Origin of the sequence: Steroidobacter flavus, assembly GCF_042651805.1 — a bacterium.
Lineage (GTDB): Bacteria > Pseudomonadota > Gammaproteobacteria > Steroidobacterales > Steroidobacteraceae > Steroidobacter > Steroidobacter flavus.
This window is the reverse complement of the sequence record NZ_JBHSDU010000003.1, coordinates 21390-44564: the sequence shown is the minus strand read 5'-3', so window position 1 is coordinate 44564 and position 23175 is coordinate 21390. Positions and strand designations below refer to the sequence as shown.

General features: G+C 62.4%; 23 protein-coding genes. 22 read left to right on the top strand and 1 reads right to left on the bottom strand.

Translation table 11 applies throughout. The annotated features are described in order from the left end of the window. Positions 1-24 precede the first annotated feature (24 nt). The 22 genes from flgF (at position 25) to ACFPN2_RS05535 (ending at position 22322) form a co-directional block, all read left to right on the top strand. The gene (flgF, locus tag ACFPN2_RS05640; RefSeq protein ID WP_380595657.1) at positions 25-768 is read left to right on the top strand and encodes a flagellar basal-body rod protein FlgF; all 744 of its coding nucleotides are present in this window, start codon (positions 25-27) and stop codon (positions 766-768) included. Positions 769-808: 40 nt separating this feature from the next. Further along, positions 809-1594, top strand: coding sequence for a flagellar basal-body rod protein FlgG (gene flgG, locus ACFPN2_RS05635; protein WP_380595656.1), 786 nt, complete (start codon positions 809-811; stop codon positions 1592-1594). A gap of 12 nt (positions 1595-1606) precedes the next feature. Continuing rightward, entirely contained in the window at positions 1607-2287 is a 681-nt protein-coding gene (gene flgH, locus ACFPN2_RS05630; RefSeq protein WP_380595655.1) for a flagellar basal body L-ring protein FlgH, read from the top strand. Between the two features lie 31 nt (positions 2288-2318). Then, positions 2319-3425, top strand: a complete 1107-nt coding sequence (locus ACFPN2_RS05625; RefSeq protein WP_380595654.1) for a flagellar basal body P-ring protein FlgI — start codon at positions 2319-2321, stop codon at positions 3423-3425. 12 nt (positions 3426-3437) lie between these two features. After that, positions 3438-4367, top strand: a complete 930-nt coding sequence (gene flgJ / locus ACFPN2_RS05620; protein ID WP_380595653.1) for a flagellar assembly peptidoglycan hydrolase FlgJ — start codon at positions 3438-3440, stop codon at positions 4365-4367. A 35-nt stretch (positions 4368-4402) separates the two neighbouring features. After that, positions 4403-6295: a flagellar hook-associated protein FlgK gene (gene flgK / locus ACFPN2_RS05615; protein ID WP_380595652.1), complete on the top strand. Its 1893-nt coding sequence runs from the start codon at positions 4403-4405 to the stop codon at positions 6293-6295. Positions 6296-6410: 115 nt separating this feature from the next. After that, entirely contained in the window at positions 6411-7619 is a 1209-nt protein-coding gene (flgL, locus tag ACFPN2_RS05610) for a flagellar hook-associated protein FlgL (protein ID WP_380595651.1), read from the top strand. Between the two features lie 228 nt (positions 7620-7847). Further along, the gene (locus ACFPN2_RS05605) at positions 7848-9284 is read left to right on the top strand and encodes a flagellin N-terminal helical domain-containing protein (RefSeq protein ID WP_380595650.1); all 1437 of its coding nucleotides are present in this window, start codon (positions 7848-7850) and stop codon (positions 9282-9284) included. Positions 9285-9290: 6 nt separating this feature from the next. After that, on the top strand, positions 9291-9665 hold the full coding sequence (locus ACFPN2_RS05600; protein ID WP_380595649.1) for a flagellar protein FlaG: 375 nt from the start codon (positions 9291-9293) through the stop codon (positions 9663-9665). Between the two features lie 18 nt (positions 9666-9683). Then, positions 9684-11060 carry a flagellar filament capping protein FliD gene (gene fliD / locus ACFPN2_RS05595; protein WP_380595648.1) on the top strand — a complete coding sequence of 459 codons (1377 nt, stop codon included), beginning with the start codon at positions 9684-9686 and terminating at the stop codon, positions 11058-11060. Positions 11061-11152: 92 nt separating this feature from the next. Beyond that, entirely contained in the window at positions 11153-11557 is a 405-nt protein-coding gene (fliS, locus tag ACFPN2_RS05590; protein ID WP_380595647.1) for a flagellar export chaperone FliS, read from the top strand. Continuing rightward, positions 11554-11898, top strand: a complete 345-nt coding sequence (locus ACFPN2_RS05585; RefSeq protein WP_380595646.1) for a hypothetical protein — start codon at positions 11554-11556, stop codon at positions 11896-11898. The genes fliS and ACFPN2_RS05585 overlap by 4 nt, the downstream gene beginning before the upstream one ends. Positions 11899-11981: 83 nt before the next feature. Continuing rightward, positions 11982-12470 (top strand): PilZ domain-containing protein, encoded by a 489-nt coding sequence (locus ACFPN2_RS05580; RefSeq protein WP_380595645.1) that lies wholly within the window; start codon positions 11982-11984, stop codon positions 12468-12470. Positions 12471-12816: 346 nt separating this feature from the next. Further along, positions 12817-14295 (top strand): sigma 54-interacting transcriptional regulator, encoded by a 1479-nt coding sequence (locus tag ACFPN2_RS05575; RefSeq protein ID WP_417774531.1) that lies wholly within the window; start codon positions 12817-12819, stop codon positions 14293-14295. A gap of 190 nt (positions 14296-14485) precedes the next feature. After that, on the top strand, positions 14486-15625 hold the full coding sequence (locus tag ACFPN2_RS05570) for a sigma-54 interaction domain-containing protein (RefSeq protein WP_380595643.1): 1140 nt from the start codon (positions 14486-14488) through the stop codon (positions 15623-15625). A gap of 11 nt (positions 15626-15636) precedes the next feature. Further along, complete coding sequence (gene fliE, locus ACFPN2_RS05565; protein ID WP_380595642.1) at positions 15637-16002, top strand: flagellar hook-basal body complex protein FliE; 366 nt, start codon at positions 15637-15639, stop codon at positions 16000-16002. 81 nt (positions 16003-16083) lie between these two features. Continuing rightward, positions 16084-17844 carry a flagellar basal-body MS-ring/collar protein FliF gene (fliF, locus tag ACFPN2_RS05560; protein WP_380595641.1) on the top strand — a complete coding sequence of 587 codons (1761 nt, stop codon included), beginning with the start codon at positions 16084-16086 and terminating at the stop codon, positions 17842-17844. Continuing rightward, positions 17837-18850, top strand: a complete 1014-nt coding sequence (fliG, locus tag ACFPN2_RS05555; RefSeq protein ID WP_380595640.1) for a flagellar motor switch protein FliG — start codon at positions 17837-17839, stop codon at positions 18848-18850. The genes fliF and fliG overlap by 8 nt, the downstream gene beginning before the upstream one ends. After that, positions 18847-19554 (top strand): flagellar assembly protein FliH, encoded by a 708-nt coding sequence (locus tag ACFPN2_RS05550; protein WP_380595639.1) that lies wholly within the window; start codon positions 18847-18849, stop codon positions 19552-19554. Before fliG ends, ACFPN2_RS05550 begins: the two co-directional genes overlap by 4 nt. Next, entirely contained in the window at positions 19551-20957 is a 1407-nt protein-coding gene (gene fliI / locus ACFPN2_RS05545; protein ID WP_380595638.1) for a flagellar protein export ATPase FliI, read from the top strand. The genes ACFPN2_RS05550 and fliI overlap by 4 nt, the downstream gene beginning before the upstream one ends. Positions 20958-20962: 5 nt before the next feature. Continuing rightward, positions 20963-21400, top strand: coding sequence for a flagellar export protein FliJ (fliJ, locus tag ACFPN2_RS05540; RefSeq protein ID WP_380595637.1), 438 nt, complete (start codon positions 20963-20965; stop codon positions 21398-21400). 40 nt (positions 21401-21440) lie between these two features. Next, positions 21441-22322 carry a flagellar hook-length control protein FliK gene (locus ACFPN2_RS05535; RefSeq protein WP_380595636.1) on the top strand — a complete coding sequence of 294 codons (882 nt, stop codon included), beginning with the start codon at positions 21441-21443 and terminating at the stop codon, positions 22320-22322. On the opposite strand, the gene ACFPN2_RS05530 is transcribed toward ACFPN2_RS05535, so the two are convergent. After that, positions 22286-23059, bottom strand: a complete 774-nt coding sequence (locus ACFPN2_RS05530; protein ID WP_380595635.1) for a helix-turn-helix domain-containing protein — start codon at positions 23057-23059, stop codon at positions 22286-22288. The two genes, ACFPN2_RS05535 and ACFPN2_RS05530, sit on opposite strands and share 37 nt — an antisense overlap. Positions 23060-23175 lie beyond the last annotated feature (116 nt).

Genomic DNA, 23175 nt, shown 5'->3' with positions numbered 1-23175 from the left:
TCTACGGATGAGATCGAGTAACTAATGGATCGCTTTCTCTACATCTCGATGTCCGGCGCCAAAGAGACCATGCGCGCCCAGACCGCGAACAACCACAACCTCGCCAACGCGAGCACGACCGGTTTTCGCGCCGACATGAGCGCGTTTCAAACGCGCAACGTGGCCGGGTCGGGATATGCCTCGCGTGCTTACGCGACCAACTCGACGACAGGTTGGGATCCGACGCAGGGCTCGTTGACATCGACGGGTCGCGATCTGGACGTGGGCGTCAACGGCAAGGGCTGGATTGCCGTGCTGGGCAAGGATGGGCGCGAGGCTTACACGCGTGCCGGCGATCTGCGCGTCGATCCGAACGGCATGTTGATGACCGGTGCGGGTCATCAGGTGATGGGCGAGGGCGGCCCGGTCAGCGTGCCGCCGAACACGTCGCTGACCATCGGTGCCGACGGCACGATCTCTGTCATTCCGCTCGGCCAGGGCGCGGAAACGACCGCGATGATCGGTCGCATCAAGCTGGTGAATCCGCCGGATGCGGACATGGTTCGAGGCGAGGATGGTTTGTTTCGTAGCGCCAGCGGTGCCGAAGTGCCGCCGGATGCGAGCGTGAAGCTCGCCACCGGTTCGCTGGAGTCCAGCAACGTCAACACCGCCGATGCCATGGTCAACATGATCGAGCTGTCGCGTCGTTTCGATTTCCAGGTGAAGGCGATGCGCACCGCCGAAGAGAACGCGGCGACTTCGGCACAGCTACTGCGTGGCGGCGTCTAGTCACCAGTCATTAGTCATTAGTCACTTCTAGGGTTTCATCATGAATCCAGCCTTGTGGGCCGCCAAAACCGGACTCGATGCGCAACAGACGCGCATGTCCGTGACTTCTCACAACCTCGCCAACGTCAGCACGACCGGCTTCAAGAAAGGTCGCGCCGTGTTCGAGGACCTGCTGTATCAGAACGTGCGTCAGGTCGGCGGCTCGACGTCGCAGGACACGGTTGCACCGACGGGCTTGTCGCTCGGCACGGGCGTCCGAGTCGTGGCGACGGAGAAGCAGTACACGCAAGGAAACATGCAGACCACCGGCAACAGTCTCGACGTTGCTGTGAACGGTCGCGGCTTTTTCCAGGTGCTGCTGCCGGATGGCACGATGGGCTACACGCGCGACGGTGATTTCGAACTCAACCCGCAAGGTGAGCTCGTCACGTCCGCCGGCTATCGCGTGCAGCCGGGCATCACAATTCCGGACGGCGTGCAGTCCATCACCATCGGTAAAGACGGCGTGGTCACGGCGCAGCTGTCGGGTCAGTCCGCGCCGACGCAGATCGGCACGCTGCAGCTGGTGGACTTCATCAATCCCGCGGGCCTGCAGCCCAAGGGCGAAAACCTGCTGGTCGAGTCGGCCGCGAGCGGCACGCCGCAGACCGGCACGCCGGGCTTGAACGGGCTGGGCTACATCGAGCAGGGCTCGCTGGAAGCGTCCAACGTCAACGTGGTGGAAGAGCTGGTGAACATGATCGAAACCCAGCGCGCTTACGAGATGAACTCGAAGGCAATCTCGACCACGGATCAGATGCTCCAGTATCTGACGAACAATCTTTGAAGTAACTGAGCAATGATCAACGTCACCGTGCGTAACTTGTTCGTGATGGTCGCGGCCGCGTTCGCCCTCAGCGGCTGCGTGACCCCGCCGAAGGAACCGGATTACTCCGCGACCTGGCCCGAGCCGGCACCGACGCAGGAGAGCGGCAATGGCGCCATCTATCAGGTCGGCCACGACGTGGCGCTGTTCGAGAACTCGGTCGCGCGTCGGGTCGGCGATACGCTGACGATCAAGCTCAACGAAAGCACCAATGCTTCCAAGAGCTCCAGCACCACGACCAGCAAGGCCACCAACGTCGATATGCCGGGGCCGACCATTGCCGGCCGGCCGGTGACGGTGAACGGCACCGAAGTGCTGAACATGTCGGTTGACAATAAGACGTCGTTCGACGGCGCCGGCGACAGCAGCCAGAGCAACCGACTTGTGGGCGACATCACAGTCACGGTGGCGCAGCGGCTGCCGAACGGCAATCTTCTGGTCAGGGGCCAGAAATGGATCACAATTAATCAGGGCCGGGAGTACGTGCGCATTCAGGGCATCGTGCGGCCCATCGACATCGATCCCGATAACTCCATCTCATCCTTGAAGGTGGCCGACGCGCAGATCGGCTATGGCGGCAAGGGCGCGCTCAATGACGCGAACACGCCCGGCCTGTTGGCACGATTCTTCAATATACCTTGGTTGCCGTTCTGATTAACGGCGCCAAATTCGGGACCAAAGGGTGATGAAGCTCACAAATGTACTTGCCGCGTTGACGATTGCCGCGATGTTTGTAGCGCCGGCTCACGCTGAGCGCGTCAAAGATCTGGCGTCGGTCGCGGGTGTACGTGGCAACCAGCTGGTGGGCTACGGTCTGGTGGTGGGCCTCGACGGCACCGGCGATCAGACCAGCCAGGCGCCGTTCACCATTCAAAGCATTCGTAACATGCTGGCGAAGTTCGGCGTGACCATTCCGGCGAACGTGAATCCGCAGCTGAAGAACGTTGCCGCCGTGACGGTGCGTGCCGATCTGCCGGCGTTCTCGAAGCCGGGTCAGACGATCGATATCACGGTCGACTCGATCGGCAACGCCACGAGCCTGCGCGGCGGCAGCTTGTTGATGACCCCGCTGCGCGGTATCGACGGCGAGGTGTACGCGATCGGTCAGGGCAGCCTGGTGGTCAGCGGCTTCGGCGTGCAGGGCAAAGACGGCTCGCGCATTTCGCTCAACGTGCCGAGCTCCGGCCGCATTCCGAACGGTGCGTCGGTGGAACGCGCCGTGGCGAATAACTTCTCGAGCGAGCCGTATGTCACGTTGAATCTCAACACGCCGGACTTCACGACCGCGGCCCGTTTGACCGACGGCATCAACAAGATGCTCGGCCCCGACACGGCTCGCGCCATCGATGCGGTTTCCGTGCGCGTGCAGGCGCCCACGGATTCCAGCCAGCGCATTGCTTATCTCTCGACGCTCGAAGCGATCGAGATTCAGCCGGGTGAAGCGCCGGCGCGTGTGATTGTGAATTCCCGCACGGGCACGGTTGTGATTGGTTCCCTGGTGCGCGTGACGCCGGCGGCCGTTGCTCACGGTTCGCTATCGGTGACGATCACCGAGCGCAACGATGTGAGCCAGCCGAACGCGCTGTCCAATGGCGAGACCGTCGTGACGCCGCGTTCCGACATCAAGGTCGAGCAGGGCGCGGCGCGTATGTTTGTTTTCAACGCGGGCGTGAATCTCGATGAGATCGTCCGCGCCGTGAATCAAGTCGGCGCAGCGCCGGGCGACCTGGTCGCCATCCTCGAAGCGCTGAAAGAAGCGGGCGCATTGCGCGCCGAGCTGATCGTCATCTAAAGGGGTGCCACAATGACCGCCCCCATCAATGCTTCCTTCGACTTCGCCGGCCTGGCGTCGTTGCGCAATGACGCGACCAAGTCCCAGGACGTGGCGACGCTCAAGCAAGCGGCCAAGCAGTTCGAGAGCTTGTTCACCCAGATGATGCTGAAGAGCATGCGCGACGCGAATCGCAGCTTCAGCGAAGGCTCGATGTTTTCGAGTCAGCAGGGCGATTTCTATCAGGACATGTTCGACGACCAGATTTCGATGGAGTTGTCGAAGGGCAAGGGCCTCGGTCTCGCGGACGTGCTGGTGCGCCAGCTCGCGACCTCAGGCATGGTGAAAGATATGGACGCGGCTGCCGCGGCCGAAGCGGCATCCAAAGCACAGTTCCCCACCGCCGACCATCAACCGCTCGCGAAGTCGAAAGAGGACTTCGTGAAGATGATGTGGCCGCATGCGCAACAGGCCGGCGCGGCGCTCGGTGTCGATCCGAGTGCGCTGGTCGCCCAGGCCGCTCTCGAAACCGGTTGGGGCCGGGCAGTGCCGACCAACGCGGACGGCTCCAGCTTCAATTTGTTTGGAATCAAGGCAGGCTCGGGCTGGGACGGCGCGACCGCGAATGTGCCGACGCTGGAATTCGAAGATGGCGTCGCTGTGCGTAAGGTCGAGCGCTTCAGAGCCTACGATTCTCCGGCCGACAGCTTCAACGATTATGCCCAGCTGATCGGCAACAACCCTCGGTATGAAAACGCTCGAGGCGCGGGTGGTGATGTGACCACCTTCGCCTCGGCGTTGCAGGACGGTGGTTATGCCACCGATCCGAATTATGCGCAGAAGATCGTCGCGGTGGCCGATGAGGTCCGCGCACTCGCTAACAACGCTGCATCAGACAACTCCCTAAAGTTCGCTTCGGTATCGCCGACAAACGGCGGTAGCGGCGGACTGCGTCGGTTTTGATCTGATGGGCCCGCAACCGCTTTTCCGGTGAAGTCATGGCAGACCTTTTAAACACCAGCATTTCCGGCCTGCTCGCGTTCCAGCGGGCGCTGGACGTGACCAGCCATAACATCACCAACGCCAACACGCCGGGCTATAGCCGGCAGTTGCCGGATTTCCAGACCCGCACGCCGCAGTTCCTCGGCGGCAATTGGATCGGCAGCGGTGCGGATGTGGCCGCAGTCAATCGCGCTTATGACAATTTCCTGGCCGATCAAGCGCGCACCGCGTCGAGCGCTTACAGCCAGTCGAATACATATGCGACCCAGGCTGCGCGTATCAGCAATCTGTTCGGCGACTCGACCACGGGTCTGAGCGCCACGATGCAGAAGTTCGTCAACTCGTTGCAGTCCGTCGCCGACGCGCCGAATTCCACGGCCGCGCGCCAGACCATGCTGAGCCAGGCGGGCAGCCTGGTCGAGCGGTTGAAGGCCTACGACTCGAGCCTCAAGAGCCTCGACAGCCAGGTGAATGCGTCGATTTCGAGCGAGGCCGATTCCATCACGTCGCTTGCCAAAGGCATTGCCGACCTCAACAAACAGATCGCCAGCGGTTATGCGCAAACCGGTCAGGCGCCGAACGACCTGCTGGATCAGCGCGACCGCTTGATCGACCAGCTATCGACGCACGTGAACGTGAACGTCGTGAAGACTGACGACAACCAGTTGAACGTGTTCATCGGCAATGGCCAGCCTTTAGTGGTCGGCAACGATCCGGCGAAAGTCGTCGCGACCAGCGATCCGTACGATCCGACGCGCAAGCGCCTGGCCGTGCAGTCGAGCGTCGGCACCATCGATATCACCGGTTCGCTGTCTGGCGGCACTCTGGGCGGCATTCTCAGTTTCCGCTCTGACATGCTCGATCCGGCGCGTAACACCATCGGCAAGATCAGCGTCGCGCTGGCCGATGTGATGAACGAGCAGCACAACGCCGGCATGGACCTCAACGGCAACATGGGCGGTGACTTCTTCTCTGTCGGCGATGTCGCGGTCCGCGCGCATGCCAACAACACTGGCAACTCCAGTGCGACCGTCACGCGCACCGATACGGGCGCGCTGACGAACTCCGATTACATTCTTACCAACACGGCCGGCGGTTGGAGCTTACGTCGCACTGACACAGGCGCGACGGTGCCGATGACCGGCACGGGCACGGCGGGCGATCCGTTCGTGGCCGATGGTTTGTCGATTGTCGTGAGCGGCACGGCCAACGTCGGCGACAGCTTGAAGATCCTGCCGACCTCCAGCGCGGTCAGCTCGATGCAGGTGTTGATCACCGATCCGGCCGAGGTCGCGGCGGCTGCGCCCATCGTGGGGCAGGCGGGCACGGGCAATCAGGGCAACGGCACGATCAGCGCGGGTGAGGTGTTGAATCCCACCAACCCGGCGCTGCGCACGTCGGCGACGATTACTTTCACCAGCGCCACCACTTATACGGTGAGCGGCGATCCGACGGTGTACACGTACACGGCCGGCTCAAACATCGACGCCAATGGCTGGCGCGTTCAAATCAGTGGCTCTCCGGTCGCCGGCGATACATTCACCGTCAGCGACAACAGCAACGGCTCGGGCGACAACCGCAACATGCAGCTGCTGTCCGGCCTCATGAACGAGCCGGTGATGAACAACGGCACCGTGTCGCTGTCGCAGAGCATCGGTCAGTTCGTCGGCGACATCGGCGTGAAGACCAATGCCGCGCAAGTGACGGCTGCCGCGCAAAAAGTGGTAGCCGAAGAGGCGACGGAATCGATGCAGGCGGTGTCGGGTGTGAATCTCGACGAAGAAGCCGCCAATCTGTTGCGCTATCAGCAGGCCTACATGGCCATTTCGCAAATGATTCGAGTCGCGGACAGCTGCTTCCAGTCCGTGCTCCAGGCGACCCGAGGGTGAGCCCGGATGCCTTTTTGAAGACACTTAACGTGTCTTCAAACCGGGCGAACGCCGGTACACGGATGTAACGGCTGGCTAACGTTCCAGGGATGGCTGCTTGAGAAGAGGTCTGAATATGCGTATGTCGACTCTCGGTTTTTCGATGGGCTCGCTCAGCGCCATGCTGGAGCAGCAGTCGGGACTGGCGAAGCTGCAGAATCAGGTGGCGCTCGGCCTGCGCGTTTCCACGCCGGCCGACGATCCCATTGCTTACGTGCATATTCAGGAGCTGCAGCGCTCGCAGTCCGAGTCGGAGCAGTTTTCCAAGAACAGCACGCTCGCCAAGAATCGTTTGAGTCAGGAAGAGCAGGCGTTCGTCGATATCACCAATACGATGACGCGCATCCGCGAGCTGATGGTGCAAGGAGGCAACGTCGGTACGTACAGCAACGCCGATCGCGAGTCCATGGCGACCGAGCTGGCGCAGCGCCTGGACGAATTGCAGGACATCGCCAATCGTCAGGACGGTAACGGCGAATATTTGTTCGCGGGTTTCTCGACCAAGACCAAGCCGTTCTCCGGCGGCGACGGCACGCCCATCAACTACGTGGCCGATCAGGGCGCGCGGCAGCTGCAGATTTCCAGCACACAGAAGGTGGCTGATAGTCACAACGGCTTCCAGGTCTTCGTGGATATTCCCGAAGGCAACGGCACGTTTTCCACCGCGGTGAATATGAATAACAACGGCTCGGGCGCCATCGACGTGGGCTCGGTGGTGGATCGGCCGAACTGGGTGCCGGACGATTACACGATTACGTTTACTTCGCCGACGGCTTATGAAATCACCGACGGCGCCACCCCGGCGAACGTCGTGCAGACCGGCACATACACTTCGGGTAGTGCGATTACATTTAATGGTGTGAGCGTCACTGTCACCGGTGCGCCGGCCGCTGGCGATACCTTCCAGGTCAATCAGAGTCGCAACGAAAGCATCTTCGATACCGTTCGCGACGTGGTGAACATTCTCAGACAGCCAGCCGGCAATGCGATCGCGAATGCCAAGCTCGCGTCGACCTTGCAGGGCAAGCTGCAACAGATGGACCAGGCGACCGATCATTTCCTGAGCGTGCGTGCGCAGGTCGGCGTTCGTTTGGGCTCGATCGACGCCGCCGATGCCACGCGCGAAGCCATGGATATCGATACGGCCAGCGCGCTGTCCGATCTGCGCGATCTGGACTATGCGCAGGCGCTCACCAAGATGAATCAACAGCTGGTGGGCTTGCAGGCCGCGCAGATGTCCTACAGCAAGATCTCCAACCTGTCGCTCTTCAACTATCTGAGCTGATACAGATGGTTGCTGCGTAGGCTTTTTACCCTTTGCCTGCCACTGTTAAGCCGCTGTCCGTGACCGACTCCTCACTTTTCATCGATGTGGTAACACCCACTCAAGTTCCAGGGGAGCGCACCGATACAGCACTTGAACAGCAGTCCGGCGCACATCACGCCGTAAGTGCTGAGAGCAAGCCGAAGGACTTCGGGTCTTCCGGCAAAGTAATCACCAGGAGTTAGATTCATGGCACTTGTTATCAACACGAACGTGATGTCGCTGAACGCTCAGCGTAACCTGTCGACATCCGCCAACCAGTTGGCGACCTCCCTGCAGCGCCTGTCTTCGGGTTTGCGCATCAACAGCGCGAAAGACGACGCCGCCGGTCTCGCCATCTCCGAGCGTCTGTCGGCGCAGATCAGCGGCTTGAACGTCGCTGCTCGTAACGCCAACGACGGTATCTCCCTTGCGCAGACGGCCGAAGGCGACCTCGCCCAGATCGGCAACAACCTGCAGCGTATGCGCGAACTGGCCGTCCAGTCCGCCAACGCTTCGAACTCGGTCTCTGACCGCGCCGCGTTGAACGCCGAAGTTCAGCAGCTCGCTCAGGAAATTGACCGCGTCGCCCAGGCTTCTTCGTTCAACGGCGTGAAGCTGTTGGATGGTAGCTTCCAGGCGCAGGTGTTCCAGGTCGGCGCGAATGCGACCTCGACCGACCAGATCACGGTCGATGCGATCACCAACGCGCGCTCCAGCTCGCTCGGTGCTTACAACGGCTACAACCAGCAGAACGTCTCCGTGACGTACAACGCTGCTGCTCAGGGCTTCACCGCTGCCATCGCGACCGCGACTGGCACGCAGAACGTGAACTTCGGCACGCTGTCCACCGACGCCAAAGTGATTGCTCAGGCGATCAACGCGGCCGGTGTCGCTGGCTTGCAGGCTACTGCCGACGCCAACGTGCAGACGGGTACGACCACCAACGGCATCACCGTTGCTGGTACCGACACGATCACGTTGAACGGCACGACCATCAGCATCGCCGGCACGACCGACGCGCAGACCAACCGCACCAACGCGATCACCGCGATCAACTCGCAGTCGGCGACGACTGGCGTGACCGCTGTGGACACGGGTTCGGGCGTGCGCCTGACGGCTGCTGACGGCCGCAACATCTCCGTGGCCTTCGGCGCGGCTGGCTCGACCGGCGGTGACCTGGCTTCGTACGGCCTCGGCGGCCTGTCGAACCACACCTCGACGTTCGATCTGACGTACCAGGCTCCGGCCGGCACGAACAGCATCACCTTCGGTGGCGCGATGACGACTGGCTTGGGCGCTGGCGCCCACGCTGTGACGGCGACCGGTACGGCGATCTCCGCGATCAACGTGAGCACGGCGGATAACGCCCGCAACGCGTTGGCCTCGATCGACGCCGCTCTGAGCCAGGTGTCGGGCGCCCGCGCGACGCTCGGTGCGACTCAGAACCGCTTCACGTCGGTGGTTGCGAGCTTGCAGACCACTGCCGAGAACTTGACCGCTTCCCGCAGCCGAATTCAGGACGCGGACTTCGCGTCTGAAACCGCCGCGATGACCAAGGCCCAGATCCTGCAGCAGGCGGGTACGGCGATGGTCGCTCAGGCGAACTCGGCTCCGCAGGGCGTGTTGTCGCTGCTCCGTGGCTAATGAGCGATGAGCAGGCTTGACGCAAGTCAGGTCGAAGCGGGCGGGGAGATCGTAAGATCTCCCCGCTCGCCGTCATTTCCGCAGCCGACCACGGCTGCTGAAGTGTCGCAGCTCAAGCAGACGACGACTCAAGCCAGCGCACCCGCCGAACCGTCCGCTGATGACGTGAAGCGCGCGGCCCAGCAGCTGGAAGCTCACATGCAGAGCTTGAATCGTTATTTGGAATTCCGGATCGACCAGGAAAGCGGTCGCACGGTGGTCACTGTCAAAGACAAGGCCACGGGTGAGACCATCCGGCAGATCCCCTCTGAAGAAATCATGCGTCTGGCTCACAACCTGGGCGGCAAGGCGCCGACCGGTCTGGTCGATCAGACGGTGTAATCAAGAAGGAAGAAGGACATGGCAACCTCGGGAATCACAGGCGGCTCGCAAATCGATGTGCAATCGCTGGTCGCACAGCTGGTCGCCGCCGAGCGCAAACCGCTCGACGACCAGGTGACGCGCGCGACCACGAAAGTCACGACGCAGATTTCCGCAACCAGCGCCTTGCTCGGCGCTTTGTCCGCGTTTCAATCCCAGTTGAACGGTTTGAAGACGACGACCGCGTTCAGCGGCCGCGCCACCTCAAGCACCGATGCGGACATCGCGACTGCCACTGCGACGACTTCGGCCGTGCCCGGTCGTTACGACGTTGAAGTGCAAAGTCTCGCCAGCGCGCAGCAGCTTTCATCGACCGCATTCGTCGGCGGCAGCAGTGCCGTCGCCGGCACCGGTCAGCTGACCATCTCGCTGGGCTCCAGCAGTTTCAACGTAAACATCGGCGCCTCGGCCAACACGCTGGCCGATGTGCGTAACGCGATCAATTCCGCCACGGATAATCCCGGTGTCACCGCAACCATCATCAATGCGAGCGACGGCGCGCATCTGGTGCTCACGTCCACCAAGACGGGCGCTGCGAACGCGATCACGGTGGCGCAGACGGGCACGCTGAACCGGCTCGAGTACTCCTCGACCAATACGGCGAACTACACGCAGCTGCGTGGAGCGGCCGATGCGACCGTGGTCATCGCGGGCTACACCACGACCAGTCCGACCAATGTCATCGAGAACGTGATCGACGGCGTGTCGCTGAATCTGGTGTCGGCGGAGCCGGGCACTACGGTCGGCATCGATGTGACTTACGACAAGGCGGCGGCGAAAGACAAGGTCAACTCGTTCGTGCAGGCCTATAACTCGCTGCGCACGATGTTGACGGCGCTCGGCGGTTACAACTCGACCACCAAAGTCGCGGGCCCGATGCTGGGCGACTCGATGCTGGCCGGTATCGATTCGGAAATCCGCCGCACGCTGTCTGAGCCCGTCGCTGCCGCTGGCAACGGCGCCGTGCAGACGCTCGCCGACATCGGCATCGCGACTCAGAAAGATGGCTCGCTCAAGGTGGACGACGCCAAGCTGACCGCGGCCTTGAACAGCAACTTCGATGCGGTGAGCCGCTTGTTCGGCACGGAAGAGACTGGCGTTGCCTCGCGCCTGTACAGCCAGATCGGAGATCGTCTGGCCGATGGCGCCGCGCTCGACATGCGCACTGAGAGCCTGCAGACGCAAAAGCGTGCGCTCGAAAAGAAGAGTGCCGATATCGATACGCGCATGGCGATCGTGCAGAAGACTTATCTGGCGCAGTTCACGCGTCTCGACACGTTGTTGTCGTCGTTGTCGTCGACGTCCGCGTATCTGGGTCAGCAGATCGACTCGTTGCCCAAGTGGTCGACCGATTGAACTTAACGCGTGGAAACACTGAGCCGCCGGGACCTCAAGGAAACATCCCGCGCGCCGTTACCCACTTCAAGGATTGATGGGAGCATTTGAGCATGCTGGGTTACGCAAAGTCTTCGAATCTCGCCGCCTATCAGAGCGCAGCTGCGCATGGTGGCGTGGCGGCTTCGGACCCGCATCGCTTGATCGTGATGTTGATGGACGGCGCGCTCGAGCGCATCGCCACGGCTCGCGGCTGCATGCAGCGTAACGAGACGTCCGAGAAGGCTCGCCTCATCAATCGCGCCGTGTCCATTATCGGTGAGCTGCGCAACAGTCTCGATATGCGCAATGGCGGACAGATCGCCGCCAACCTCGCCGAGCTGTACGATTACATGTGCCGCCGCCTGCTGCTCGCCACCAGCGAGAACAAGGCGGAGATGCTCGACGAAGTCAGCAAGCTGCTGCACGAGATCCGTGGCGCCTGGCTGGCGATTGCTCCGGAGGTTCGTGGCAAATGAGCTCGATCATTGCCGACGGCGTCCTGGCCGCCACTCACAAGCTGGTCCAGCAGGCCATGACCGGCCAATGGCAGGACGTGCCGAAGACGGTGCAGGAGCGCCGTGAGTTGTTGAATAATCTGTCGGCGTCCGCGTCGCCGCAGGATCGTCAATGGCTGGGCGCGCTCCAGCAGGCGATGGCAGAATCGGACGCGGCCGTGGCCAAGATCGCCCCGGCGAGCGTTGCAACGAATCTGGGCTTGACTACGCATTCACAAGGAACGGTCGCGGGCGGCGTGGTGGATACGCCAAACTCGGCTGCGGTGGACAGCATGTTGGAGCTGCTCAAACAGAGCAGGTAGCTGCTATGTATGAAGGACTAGACACGGTCATTCTGTACGAAGAGCTGGCCTACGAAGACGTGTTGCCGGTGGCATGGAGGCCATTGCCCGAACCTTTCGATCCCGCCATCGTCGGCAGCTTCGCCGACCGCAACCTGCGGGTATTGCAGGCGGTCGCGGCGCTCGACGAGCACGGTCAGATCGAGAAGCCGGACGACAATTCTCCCCACGCCGCCGACATCATGCGGCTGGAAATGAAAATGAATCTGTTGCTGGACATGGTCGGCGCGCTGCTGATCGCCAGCCGTCCGCGCCCCAAGCCGGCAGCGGTGCGCTTCAACGCGCTCGGCGGCGTGTATCAGGGCGCCTCGCCGTTCCCGCCGCTGGGTAACCAGGGTGTGCTCGAAGTCTATCTGCGCGATTGCGTCGCCGATCCGTTGCGGCTGTTCGGCCGTATCGCTTCGGTAAGCCCTGACGGGAAGGTCAAGGTGCGCTTCGTGCCGCCGGGCGAGAACATCTCCGACCTGCTCGAGAAGCTGGCCTTCCGCAAGCATCGACGACAGGTCGCGGGCGTGCGCCAGCCGAAGAAGTAGCGGTCTCGCGCCGTTGAGTCCGCAATTGTTGTCACAGCCAACAGTGTGACGCGTGTCGCACCCGATTTGCGCACGCCAATAGTCCGACGCAGTATCGGTACTGCCAGGCCGCGATGAAAGTGCGCGCCAGTGCGCATTTTTTTGCGGTCTGCACCATGGTTTACTCAGCTCATCCCTGAGCCGGGCGCCAAATTTCTGGCAGCAGTTCACGCACGCGTGGCGTTCAGGGTTAGCCTGATAGAGCCATTCATTCCCAAGCACAGAATGCCCGTCAGGTTTACAAAAAAACTGACGCGAGTCGGCGCGAGGCGAAGGAATGAATTTGAACGACACCCAGGCGCGAAGCCTGACCATCCAGCAAGCCGTCGTGTACGACAGCGACTCTGGGCGGGCAGAAAAAGTCGCGGACGTGGTACGTGAGCTGAGTCTCGAGCCGCTGTTGATCGATCACTGCGCCCTGATGCGCGCCGTGATTCAAACCCCGAACAATCCCCCGGCGCTGCTGGTCGGCGATGTCGCCGACTGCGACTGGGTCGAGCTGGGCGCCGCCTTGCGCGAGCAACTGAGCGATATCCCGGTGGTGGCGTACGGCTCCTCGAGCGTCGCGGATCAATTGATCGCCGCTGTCGGCGCCGCGCGTGTGAAGCGCCTCACATTTCCATTCAAGCACTCAGTGCTGGGCACCGCCTTGCGCATGCCTGCGCAAGCGACCCCGGCCGAGATCGGCGACGTTGCCATGCCGACCGGCAGCTCGCCCGCGATTCGCGATGTCACGCGCCTCATTCGTCAGGTCGCCGCTCATGACTCCAGTGTGCTGATCCTGGGCGAATCTGGCACCGGTAAGGAGCTGGCGGCTCGTGCCGTCCATGAGGCGAGCCCCCGTCGCCAACGTCCGTTCGTCGCCATCAACTGCGGCGCCATCCCCGCGGAGTTGCTGGAGAGCGAGCTGTTCGGACACGAGAAGGGCTCCTTCACCGGTGCCATCGCGGCTCGCAAGGGTCGGTTCGAGATCGCCGAGGGCGGCACGCTGTTCCTCGATGAGATCGGCGACATGAGCTTGCCGATGCAAGTGAAGCTGCTGAGAGTCTTGCAGGAGCGGGTGTTCGAGCGCGTCGGCAATCACACGCCGATCCGTTGCAACGTGCGCATCATCGCCGCGACCCACCGCAATCTCGAGGAGTCGATTGCCAAGGGTTCGTTCCGCGAGGACTTGTTCTATCGCTTGAACGTGTTCCCCATCGAAATGCCGGCGCTGCGGACTCGTATCGAAGACCTGGCGATGCTGGTGCGGGACTTCTCCGATCGGAATGTCGCCGAAGGTCGTAGCCGTGTAGACCTGACAGCGCGGGCGCTCAAGGTGCTGAGCCACTATCCCTGGCCCGGCAACGTGCGCGAGCTCGGCAATCTGATCGAGCGTCTGTCCATCCTGTGCCCGAACCGCTCGGTCGACGTGGCCGATCTGCCGCTGAAGTACCGGCCTGCGGACCTGCTCGCCGAGCTGGATCTGAGCGCCGATCTGCAGTTGCCGGTCGAGACCCTCGAGTCCGAGCTGGAAGCCGAAGAGGCGCTGGATGAGGACCGCGAAGTCATGTCCATGCTGTCCAGCGAGCCGAACGAAGCCGCGGTCGTGCAATTGCCGGCCGACGGCATCGACCTGCGCGATCATCTTTTCACCATCGAGCGCGATCTGATCCAGCAGGCGCTGACCCGTGCCGGCGGCACCGTCGCTCACGCTGCGCGTCTGTTGAAACTGCGTCGTACCACGCTGGTCGAGAAGCTGCGCAAATTCCACATGCTCAACGAGGCCGCCGCGTCGGAACTTTGACGGGCGCGGCCAAAGCCCACGCGACCCCGAGCCCTTTCTCTAAGCGCAACCCTTACTCGGATGGTCGCGATTGCCGCGGCAAACCTTTGCCGGTGTGATGGGCTCCACAGGATTCACCGGCAAAACCTCTCCGCTGTGGCACTGGAACAGAACTTGCTCCCTCTGGGGTGGCAAACAGAGATCCGTACGAATGAGCGCAGTGTCACAAACAGAATTCGACGACGTAAGCACCCAGCTGGCGGTCAATGAAGACGCCGTTGCGGTGTCGGAGCAGCGCTCGTCGGCCTCGCCATCGGACGACATGGTTGCAATCGCCGATACCTCGCGTCGCCTGGCCGACCTGGCCCGCCGCGTCGCTGCCAGCGACTGCACGGTGCTGATCGCCGGCGAGTCGGGCACCGGCAAGGAAGTGCTGGCTCGTTTCATCCATCGTCATTCGACTCGCGCCACCAAAGCCTTCGTAGCGGTGAACTGCGCGGCGATTCCGGAAAACATGCTCGAAGCCATTCTGTTCGGCTACGAGAAGGGTTCGTTCACGGGTGCGCATGCCAGCCACGCCGGTAAGTTCGAGCAGGCGCAGGGCGGCACATTGTTGCTGGACGAAGTGACCGAGATGCCGCTGGGTCTGCAGGCCAAGCTGCTGCGGGTTCTGCAGGAGCGCGAAGTGGAGCGCCTTGGCGGTCGTTCTTCCATCGCGTTGGATGTGCGTGTCCTCGCGACCACGAACCGCAACCTGCGTGCTGAAGTTGCCGCCGGTCGTTTTCGTGAAGACCTCTACTATCGATTGAACGTATTTCCTTTGCAGACCTCGCCGTTGCGTGAACGTCGCGATGACGTGCTCCCGCTGGCGATGCGTTTGCTGACTGCTCGCTGCCGTGCTGGTGAACGCATTCCGGCCCTGAGCGCCGACGCTGCTCACATGCTGTTGTTGTATCCGTGGCCGGGCAACGTGCGCGAGCTGGACAATGTCATGCAGCGTGCACTGATTCTTGCGAACGGCTCGGTGATCCAGCCGGAGCACATTCATCTCGAGATCGAAGGTCTGGACGCGTTGCCCGCCGCACTGGCCGCCGCGAGTCAGACGGTTCGCGATTTCGTGGCCGCGCCTCAGCGCCCGGTCGTTCAAGAAACATCGCGCAGGAACGGCACGGCGGAGGGCGGTCTGTCCGATTCGCTGTCCAGTGCCGAGCGCGATCTGATCATGGACGCTCTGCGTGAGGATGGCGGTAATCGCCAGGCTGCCGCGAAGCGCCTCGGCATCAGCCCGCGCACACTGCGTTACAAGCTTCAGCGTTTGCGTGAGGCTGGCTTCGTCGTTCCGGCCGCTTGAGGTAAGCACACATGTCTTCATTACAGATTGACGCCGTGCTCTCGCAGATCCGCGCTATGCAGTCGCAGATCAAGGGCGTTGGCGGCGGCGTCGGCGCTCCGTCGAACGACGTTGCCAAAGTGGCGGGGGTGGAAAGCGCGGTTCAGTCGCCGACCAACTCGTTCGCGAACGTGATGAAACAAGGTCTGGATTCGGTCAATCAGACCCAGGCTCGCGCCTCGGATCTGGCGACCAAGTTCGAGCAGGGCGTGCCCGGCGTCGAGCTGCCGCAAGTGATGTTGGAAATGCAGAAGGCCAGTGTTTCCTTCCGCGCGGTCACCGAAGTGCGCAACCGCTTCGTGAGCGCGTATCAGGAAATCATGAACATGCCGATTTAGAAGTGACTACTGACTAGTGACTAATGAATAGGTGGAGCCAGGATTTGTTATGCGATGTGTATGGAGTATCCGGGGTAAAGCATGAGCGCTGAAGCTTCAGCATTGCCGTTGCCGTCGCCTACGCCGCAAGGGGCGGGCCTGCCGGAGACGTCGACGCCCGCGCAGCCGCCGCGGCCGACGCTCATTCCGCCGGCCTTCAAGCCGCTCATTCTTCTGATCGGCATCGCTGCCGCAGTGGCCGCCGGTGTGGGCGTCGTGTTGTGGTCGAAGGAGCCGACCTACAGCCTGTTGTACGGTGGCCTCGGTCAATCGGATGCCGCGCAGATCGCGCAGGCGCTGGATACCAACGGCATTCCTTATAAGCTCGAAGGCAGCGGCACGATCACTGTGCCCGCCGATCGCGTGCACGACGCGCGCTTGAAACTCGCCGGTCAGGGCTTGCCGGAAGGCGATGGCGGTTTCTCCGTCATGTCGAAAGATCCGGGCTTCGGGGTCAGTCAGTTCATGGAAGGCGCGCGTTATCAGCACGCGCTGGAAACCGAGCTGGCCCGCACGATTACCAATCTTCAGGCCGTTGAAGGGGCACGTGTGCACCTCGCGTTGCCGCGTCAGTCCGCCTTCGTTCGCGATCGTCGCAAGCCGAGCGCGTCGGTGTTCCTGCAGATGAAGCCGGGCCGTCGTCTCGAGTCGGAACAGGTCACTGCCATCATCAATCTGGTCGCGTCCAGCATTCCTGAATTGGAAGCGCAGCAGGTCACGGTCGTCGATCAGCAGGGGCGTTTGTTGTCGTCTCCCGAAGGCACCAATACCGAAGTGGCCGAGCGCGAGAAACAAATGGAAATCGCGCGCGAGCTGGAAGATCGTTACACACAGCGAGTTCAGTCGTTGCTGGCGCCGCTGGTCGGCAGCGATCGCGTGCGTGCGCAGGTCGTGGCCGATGTCGAGATGTCCACGACGGAAGAAGCTCGTGAGCAGTATCGGCCGGACAGCCAGATCGTTCGCAGCGAGCAAACCTCGGAAGAGTCGAGCCGCAACGGCGCCGGTCCGCAGGGCGTGCCGGGGGCGTTGACCAATCAGCCGCCGCAGCCGGGCACCGCGTTGCCGCCGGGCTCGAGCGCCGCTCCGGCTCAGGCGCAGGCCGCGCCGGCCAATGCGAACGGGGCCGCTGGCGTCGCGCCGCCGGACAACACGTCCAAGCAGGCGACTCGCAATTATGAGATCGATCGCACCGTGGCTTACACGAAGTTGCCGGCGGGTCGGTTGAAGCGTCTGACCGTGGCCGTGCTGGTGGATAACCTGCGCTCGACCGCCGAAGACGGCACCGTCAACGAAACGCCGATTACACCCGAGCAGATCGAGAACATGACTCGCCTGGTGAAGGACGCGATCGGCTTCAACGAACAGCGCGGCGACAGCGTCAGTGTGGTGAATCAGTCGTTCCGTGGCGAGACCAAGCCGGAAGATATCGTGGCGGACAAGATCCCGCTCTGGGAACAGCCGCTGATGCGCGACGTGGCGAAGTTGCTCGTCGGCTTGATCGCGCTGCTGGTGCTGGTCTTCGCTGTGCTCCGCCCGATGCTTCGCAGCTTGCTGGGCGTGCCGCCGAAGGCTGAAAAGAAGGGCAAGAAGGACAAGGACAAGGATGCGAAGGAAGCTCAGGTGCAGCAGGTGACACCAGTGGCGATGGCTGCGATGGCAGCGCCGGCAGCGCTCGCCGCCGATGGCAGCATCGCGGCACCGCTCGATTATGACGGTCAGATCGCGGCGGCCCGCGCTCTGGTGGCGCAGGATCCTGCTCGCGTGGCGCAGCTGGTGAAGACGTGGGTCGGCGACGATGAGTAAAGAAAAGGAAAGCAAGCGCAACGGCACCGAGCGTGCCGCCATCCTGTTGCTGTCGCTCGGCGAGGCCGAAGCCACCGAAGTGATGAAGCACATGGGCGCCAAGGACGTGCAGCGCATCGGCGGGGCCATGACGCAGCTCCAGAATATTTCACGTCAGGAAGTGCAGGACGTGCTCGCCGGGTTCACCAAAGAGCTCGAGGAAAAGACCGCGCTGGGCATCGGCGTCGACGACTATCTGCGCAAGGTGCTGATCGGCGCGCTCGGCGAAGACAAGGCCGGCGGCGTCATCGATCGTATTCTGTTCGGCCGCTCCAGCAAGGGCCTGGAAGCGCTGAAGTGGATGGACGCGCGTGCGGTCGCCGAGCTGATCCGCCAGGAACATCCGCAGATCATTTCCATCGTGCTCGCCTATCTCGACGCCGATCAGTCGGCGGAGATCCTGTCGCAGTTCCCGGATTGGCTGCGCGCCGACGTGATCATGCGTATCGCGACGCTCGATGGTATTCAGCCCACGGCGTTGCATGAGCTCGACGAAGTGATCGAGAAACAGTTCGCCGGTAAGACGGGCGCGCTCAAGACGTCGGTCATCGGCGGCATCAAGACGGCGGCGCAGATCATGAACTTCCTGGATTCGACCCAGGAGAGTGTGCTGATCGAGAACATTCGCAAGGTGGACGACACGCTCGGCGGCAAGATCCAGGACCTCATGTTCGTGTTCGGCGACCTGGTCGAGATCGACGATCGCGGCATGCAGGAAGTGTTGCGCGCGGTGCCGGGCGAGAAGTTGTTGCTCGCCATGAAGGGTGCCGACGACGAGCTCAAGGCGAAGATCTTCAAGAACATGTCGCAGCGTGCCGCCGAAATGCTCAAGGACGATCTCGAGTCGCGCGGTCCGGTGCGCCTGTCCGAAGTGGAAGGAGCGCAGAAAGAAATCCTGCTGCAGGTTCGTAAGATGTCCGAAGCCGGCACTATTCAGCTCGGCGGCAAGGGTGAAGAGTTCGTATGACGAGCCCGCCGCGCTACGAATTGCCGAGCATCACCAGCATGCAGGCGGCTGTGCAGGGGCGTCGCCCCGGCAAGACCGTGCAGGAGCTGGAAGATCTCGAACAGCGCACGTACGAAGAAGCGTTCGCGAAAGGTCTGGAAGAAGGTCGCGCGCAAGGGTTGGCCGCGGCCGAGCGCGAGATGCGCCCGCAGATCCAACAGCTGCAGGCACGCGTCGAACGTCTCGATACCATCATCAATTCAATGGCGCGTCCGCTGGACGAGCTCGATCCCGAAGTCGAGGATCAGCTGTTGCAGCTCGCGCTGAGCATCGGCCGTCATCTGGTGCGTCGTGAGCTGCGCATCGATCCGAGTCAGGTGATTGCGATCATTCGTGAGACGGTGGCGCTGCTGCCCGCGTCGGCACGCGATGTGCGCGTTCATTTGCATCCCGAAGATGCGGCGGTGGTTCGCGAAAAGCTCGCGGCACCTGTTGGCGAACGAGCCTGGACGATTGCTGAAGATCCGGTGATGGGGCGCGGCGGTTGCCGCGTTTCCACCGAGACGGCGCAGATCGACGCGCGTTTGGAAACACGCATCGGCAGCGTTATCAGCGCGCTGTTGGGCGACGAACGCGTTACAGCAGTTCGCGGCGAAGAAGCGTCCGCCGATGCCGGCGCATCCGCTGACCTGTTCGGTGACGACGCCAAAGCGGGGCAGACATGAGCAGTCCGGCCTCTCGCGGGAATTCGGCGACCGCGCCGATCGGGTCTCACAGCGCTCCGGTCCTGCAATTGAAGCGCGGTGCGAACTGGGCCAAGCAGCTCCAGCGTGCTGCCCGCGTCGTCGAGAAATTGGAGCCGCCGCCGGTTGAAGGCGTGCTCACTCGCATGATTGGTCTCACGCTCGAAGCCGCCGGCTGCCAGGCCGCAATCGGCGATCGTTGTGACGTGCTGGGCACGAACGGTCACAGCGTCGAAGCCGAAGTCGTCGGCTTCTCGGGCGATCGTTTGTATCTCATGCCGACGGGCGACATTCACGGTTTGAAGCCGAACGCGCGTGTCGTGCCCCGGACGGGCGCCGGCACCGTCGCGGCCGGTCCCGAGCTCATGGGCCGCATCATCGATGGTGCCGGTAATGTGCTCGATACGCTGGGGCCGCTCGAATGTGAGGATCGTATTCGTCTGGTGGGCGCACCGATCAATCCATTGACTCGCAAGCCCATCGAAGAACCGCTCGACGTCGGCGTGCGCGCGATCAACTCATTGCTCACGGTTGGTCGCGGTCAACGTATCGGTTTGTTCGCCGGCTCCGGCGTCGGTAAGAGCGTGCTGCTCGGCATGATGGCTCGCTACACCACGGCCGATGTGATCGTCGTCGGTCTGATCGGCGAGCGCGGTCGCGAAGTGAAAGAGTTCGTCGAGCGCATCCTCGGGCCGGAAGGTCTGGCTCGTTCCATCGTCGTCGCATCGCCGGCCGACAACACGCCGCTGATGCGTTTGCATGGTGCGTGGCGTGCCACGGCCATCGCCGAGTATTTCCGCGATCAAGGCAAGAATGTTTTGTTGATCATGGACTCGCTCACTCGTTTCGCTCAGGCGCAACGTGAGATCGGTCTGGCGATCGGCGAAGCGCCCGCGACCAAAGGTTATCCGCCGTCGGTGTTTGCCAAGTTGCCGCAGCTGGTGGAGCGTGCAGGTAACGGCGATAGCGGCTCGGGCTCGATCACTGCGTTCTATACGGTGCTGAGCGAGGGCGACGATCAACAAGATCCGATCGCTGACTCGGCCCGCGCCATTCTCGACGGTCACATCGTGTTGACCCGTCGTTACGCCGAAGCCGGCCACTATCCGGCCATCGATGTCGAAGCGTCCATCAGCCGCGTGATGCACGAAATCGTGCCGCACGAGCATTCGCAGATGGCGCGTCAGTTCAAACAGGCCTTGTCGACCTTCCAGCAGAACCGCGACCTGATCGCGATCGGTGCTTATAACAAAGGCAGCGATCCGCGCATCGACGCGGCGATCGCGGCGTGGCCGGCGATGCAGAAGTTCCTCCAGCAGAACGTGCACGAGTCAGTCGACTACCGCACGAGCCTTGCGCAGCTGCAAGCATTGGTCGGCGGTTGATCTAGATGACCAGAGCGAAACGACTCGAACCGGTGCAGCACATTGTCGACGAGGCGCAGAAGCGGCTCGCGATGAGCGTGGCTGCGTTCGAAAAACGGGTGCTGGACGGCGAGCAGAAACTCGACGAGCTGGTGCGCTACAAGGCCGAGTACGAGCAGGGCTTTCAGCAGCGCGCCGCGACCGGCATCGGCGTCATGGAGATGCGCGATTACCAGGCTTTTCTCGCAAGATTGGCTGAGGCCATCAAGCAGCAGCAGGCGCTTGTGACCCGCGCCCGCGCCGAGCACGAAGGCGAGCGCGTAAAGTGGCAGGAGGCTCTGAGACGTTCCAAGGCGCTGGGCCACGTGGTCGAGCGCTGGCAGGCCGAAGAGCGCCATGTGACCGAACGGCGCGAGCAACGCGAAAGCGACGAGCGCGCCCAACGCAAGATTCCGAGACCCTGATCCGATCATGACGCCCAGTGTTCCTTTCTCAGGGGGTTCAATGCCAGTCGCCAGCACTGCCACGCCCGCTGCCGCTCCGCCGGCGACGTCTGCGTCGGCCGCGCCGTCCAGCGTCCAGGTGGATTTCATGGCGATGCTGGGTCAGCTCGCCGGTGCCGTCGCGCCGACGCCTGCGTCGACAGCGATGCAGACCGGGCCGGCGCTGCCTGTAACAAAAGATACGGAAGAGTTGGACACCGATCCCGAGTCCACCGACATGATCGGCATGATGCCGTTGTCCTTGCCCGTGATGCCGACGGAAGTGAAAGCCGACGTCAGTGCGGAAGCTGGGGCGTTGCTCGGTGTCGCTGCCGGGTTGGGTAAGTCGAAAGACACTGTCGCTCCCGAAGCGCAGCTGCTCACCGATCTGATTCAGCCGGAGGCCGCCTCGGGTCAGGGTAAGTTCGAGATTCCTCAATTGCCGGCTGATAACGTGTCGCCGCTGCGCCAGGCCGAGGCGGCCCATGCACGTCCGGTAAACGTTCCAGTCGGCACCGCGCAGTGGGCCGATGAGATCGGCTCGCGCATGACCATGATGGTGGAACAGGGCAAGCACACCGCTTCGCTGCGGTTGTCACCGGAACATCTCGGCCCGCTCGAAGTGCGGATCACGATGAATGGCGATCAGGCGTCGGTGCAGTTCGGCGCCGCGCATGTCGATACGCGTAACGCCATCGAAAACGCATTGCCTCGATTGCGCGAAATGTTTGCGTCGACGGGCTTGTCGCTCGCCGATGCCAATGTTTCTCGCGAGCCGCCGCGTCAGCAGCAGAATCCGACGTCACAATCTTCGTCGTCATCGTCCAACTTTGGCGGCGACGAGGGCGTGACCTCGGTGTCGGCTGCTCAGGTCCGACTCGGGTTGCTCGACGCGTACGCCTGACCTTTCTTTCGCAGCCCGTCGTACATCGAAAACACCCACGGGCGCAGGGCGAGCAGCAGTCCCATACTGCGCTTGTCCTTGTCCGGCAGCCCGGCGTCGAGCGCGGCCAGTTCCGCGAAATCTCGCGCGAGCAGTTCGGCCTTGCGCGTCAGAATCTTTGCCGAGGCTTCGGATAATTCAGCCGAGGCAAAGCTGATCGATTCGTGACGACCGGTGAAATCGGACTGCAGGAACTCCGTTTTCACCTGCTGCTCGTAGAGCCGTCGCACTGGCCCGTTACTGCGCCAGGAAATTACATTCGATGTACGCAGTCGCACTTTCATTTTTGGCTGCAGCTCGATCAGCTTGGTCGCGTCGAGCTTGACCAGCAGACGTCGTAACTCCCGCTCGGGCAGATCGAGCTCGCTTGCGATCGCCGGGGTTTCGCGCCCGTTTAGCAACAGGTGGAAGCAGGCGAGCAGACGCGAATCGCTGGCCAGCGTTTCTTCCTGATCGATGCTGAGCTGCTGACCGCCGGGCGTGGTCTGCTGAGCCGCCATCCTGGCGACTTCCATGATGCTCAATCCCAGCGCTGTGCAGATCTGCTCCAGTCGCGCCAGCGAGAACGTTTCCTCGGCGAAGATGCGCTTGATCGACGCTTCGCTCAGGCCGACCGCCTTGGCCAGGTCGCGATAGGTCGTGCCTCGGGCCTTCAGGCTGCGTTTCAACACGGCAATGATTTGCGCGCACTCGCTCATGACGTTTCGTTCCAGTCCGGTCGGGTGAGGCCCAGGGTATTGCATTTTGATACTTCCGCAAGCCCGGTTGCGGATTATGGGTGCCAATCAGCAGGCTTGCCGCATCCCTGATTGCA

Coding starts and splice junctions, on each gene's coding strand:
- flgF (WP_380595657.1), top strand. CDS start 25: ATGGATCGCTTTCTCTACATCTCGATGTCCGGCGCCAAAGAGACCATG.
- flgG (WP_380595656.1), top strand. CDS start 809: ATGAATCCAGCCTTGTGGGCCGCCAAAACCGGACTCGATGCGCAACAG.
- flgH (WP_380595655.1), top strand. CDS start 1,607: ATGATCAACGTCACCGTGCGTAACTTGTTCGTGATGGTCGCGGCCGCG.
- ACFPN2_RS05625 (WP_380595654.1), top strand. CDS start 2,319: ATGAAGCTCACAAATGTACTTGCCGCGTTGACGATTGCCGCGATGTTT.
- flgJ (WP_380595653.1), top strand. CDS start 3,438: ATGACCGCCCCCATCAATGCTTCCTTCGACTTCGCCGGCCTGGCGTCG.
- flgK (WP_380595652.1), top strand. CDS start 4,403: ATGGCAGACCTTTTAAACACCAGCATTTCCGGCCTGCTCGCGTTCCAG.
- flgL (WP_380595651.1), top strand. CDS start 6,411: ATGCGTATGTCGACTCTCGGTTTTTCGATGGGCTCGCTCAGCGCCATG.
- ACFPN2_RS05605 (WP_380595650.1), top strand. CDS start 7,848: ATGGCACTTGTTATCAACACGAACGTGATGTCGCTGAACGCTCAGCGT.
- ACFPN2_RS05600 (WP_380595649.1), top strand. CDS start 9,291: ATGAGCAGGCTTGACGCAAGTCAGGTCGAAGCGGGCGGGGAGATCGTA.
- fliD (WP_380595648.1), top strand. CDS start 9,684: ATGGCAACCTCGGGAATCACAGGCGGCTCGCAAATCGATGTGCAATCG.
- fliS (WP_380595647.1), top strand. CDS start 11,153: ATGCTGGGTTACGCAAAGTCTTCGAATCTCGCCGCCTATCAGAGCGCA.
- ACFPN2_RS05585 (WP_380595646.1), top strand. CDS start 11,554: ATGAGCTCGATCATTGCCGACGGCGTCCTGGCCGCCACTCACAAGCTG.
- ACFPN2_RS05570 (WP_380595643.1), top strand. CDS start 14,486: ATGAGCGCAGTGTCACAAACAGAATTCGACGACGTAAGCACCCAGCTG.
- fliE (WP_380595642.1), top strand. CDS start 15,637: ATGTCTTCATTACAGATTGACGCCGTGCTCTCGCAGATCCGCGCTATG.
- fliF (WP_380595641.1), top strand. CDS start 16,084: ATGAGCGCTGAAGCTTCAGCATTGCCGTTGCCGTCGCCTACGCCGCAA.
- fliG (WP_380595640.1), top strand. CDS start 17,837: ATGAGTAAAGAAAAGGAAAGCAAGCGCAACGGCACCGAGCGTGCCGCC.
- ACFPN2_RS05550 (WP_380595639.1), top strand. CDS start 18,847: ATGACGAGCCCGCCGCGCTACGAATTGCCGAGCATCACCAGCATGCAG.
- fliI (WP_380595638.1), top strand. CDS start 19,551: ATGAGCAGTCCGGCCTCTCGCGGGAATTCGGCGACCGCGCCGATCGGG.
- fliJ (WP_380595637.1), top strand. CDS start 20,963: ATGACCAGAGCGAAACGACTCGAACCGGTGCAGCACATTGTCGACGAG.
- ACFPN2_RS05535 (WP_380595636.1), top strand. CDS start 21,441: ATGCCAGTCGCCAGCACTGCCACGCCCGCTGCCGCTCCGCCGGCGACG.
- ACFPN2_RS05530 (WP_380595635.1), bottom strand. CDS start 23,059: ATGAGCGAGTGCGCGCAAATCATTGCCGTGTTGAAACGCAGCCTGAAG.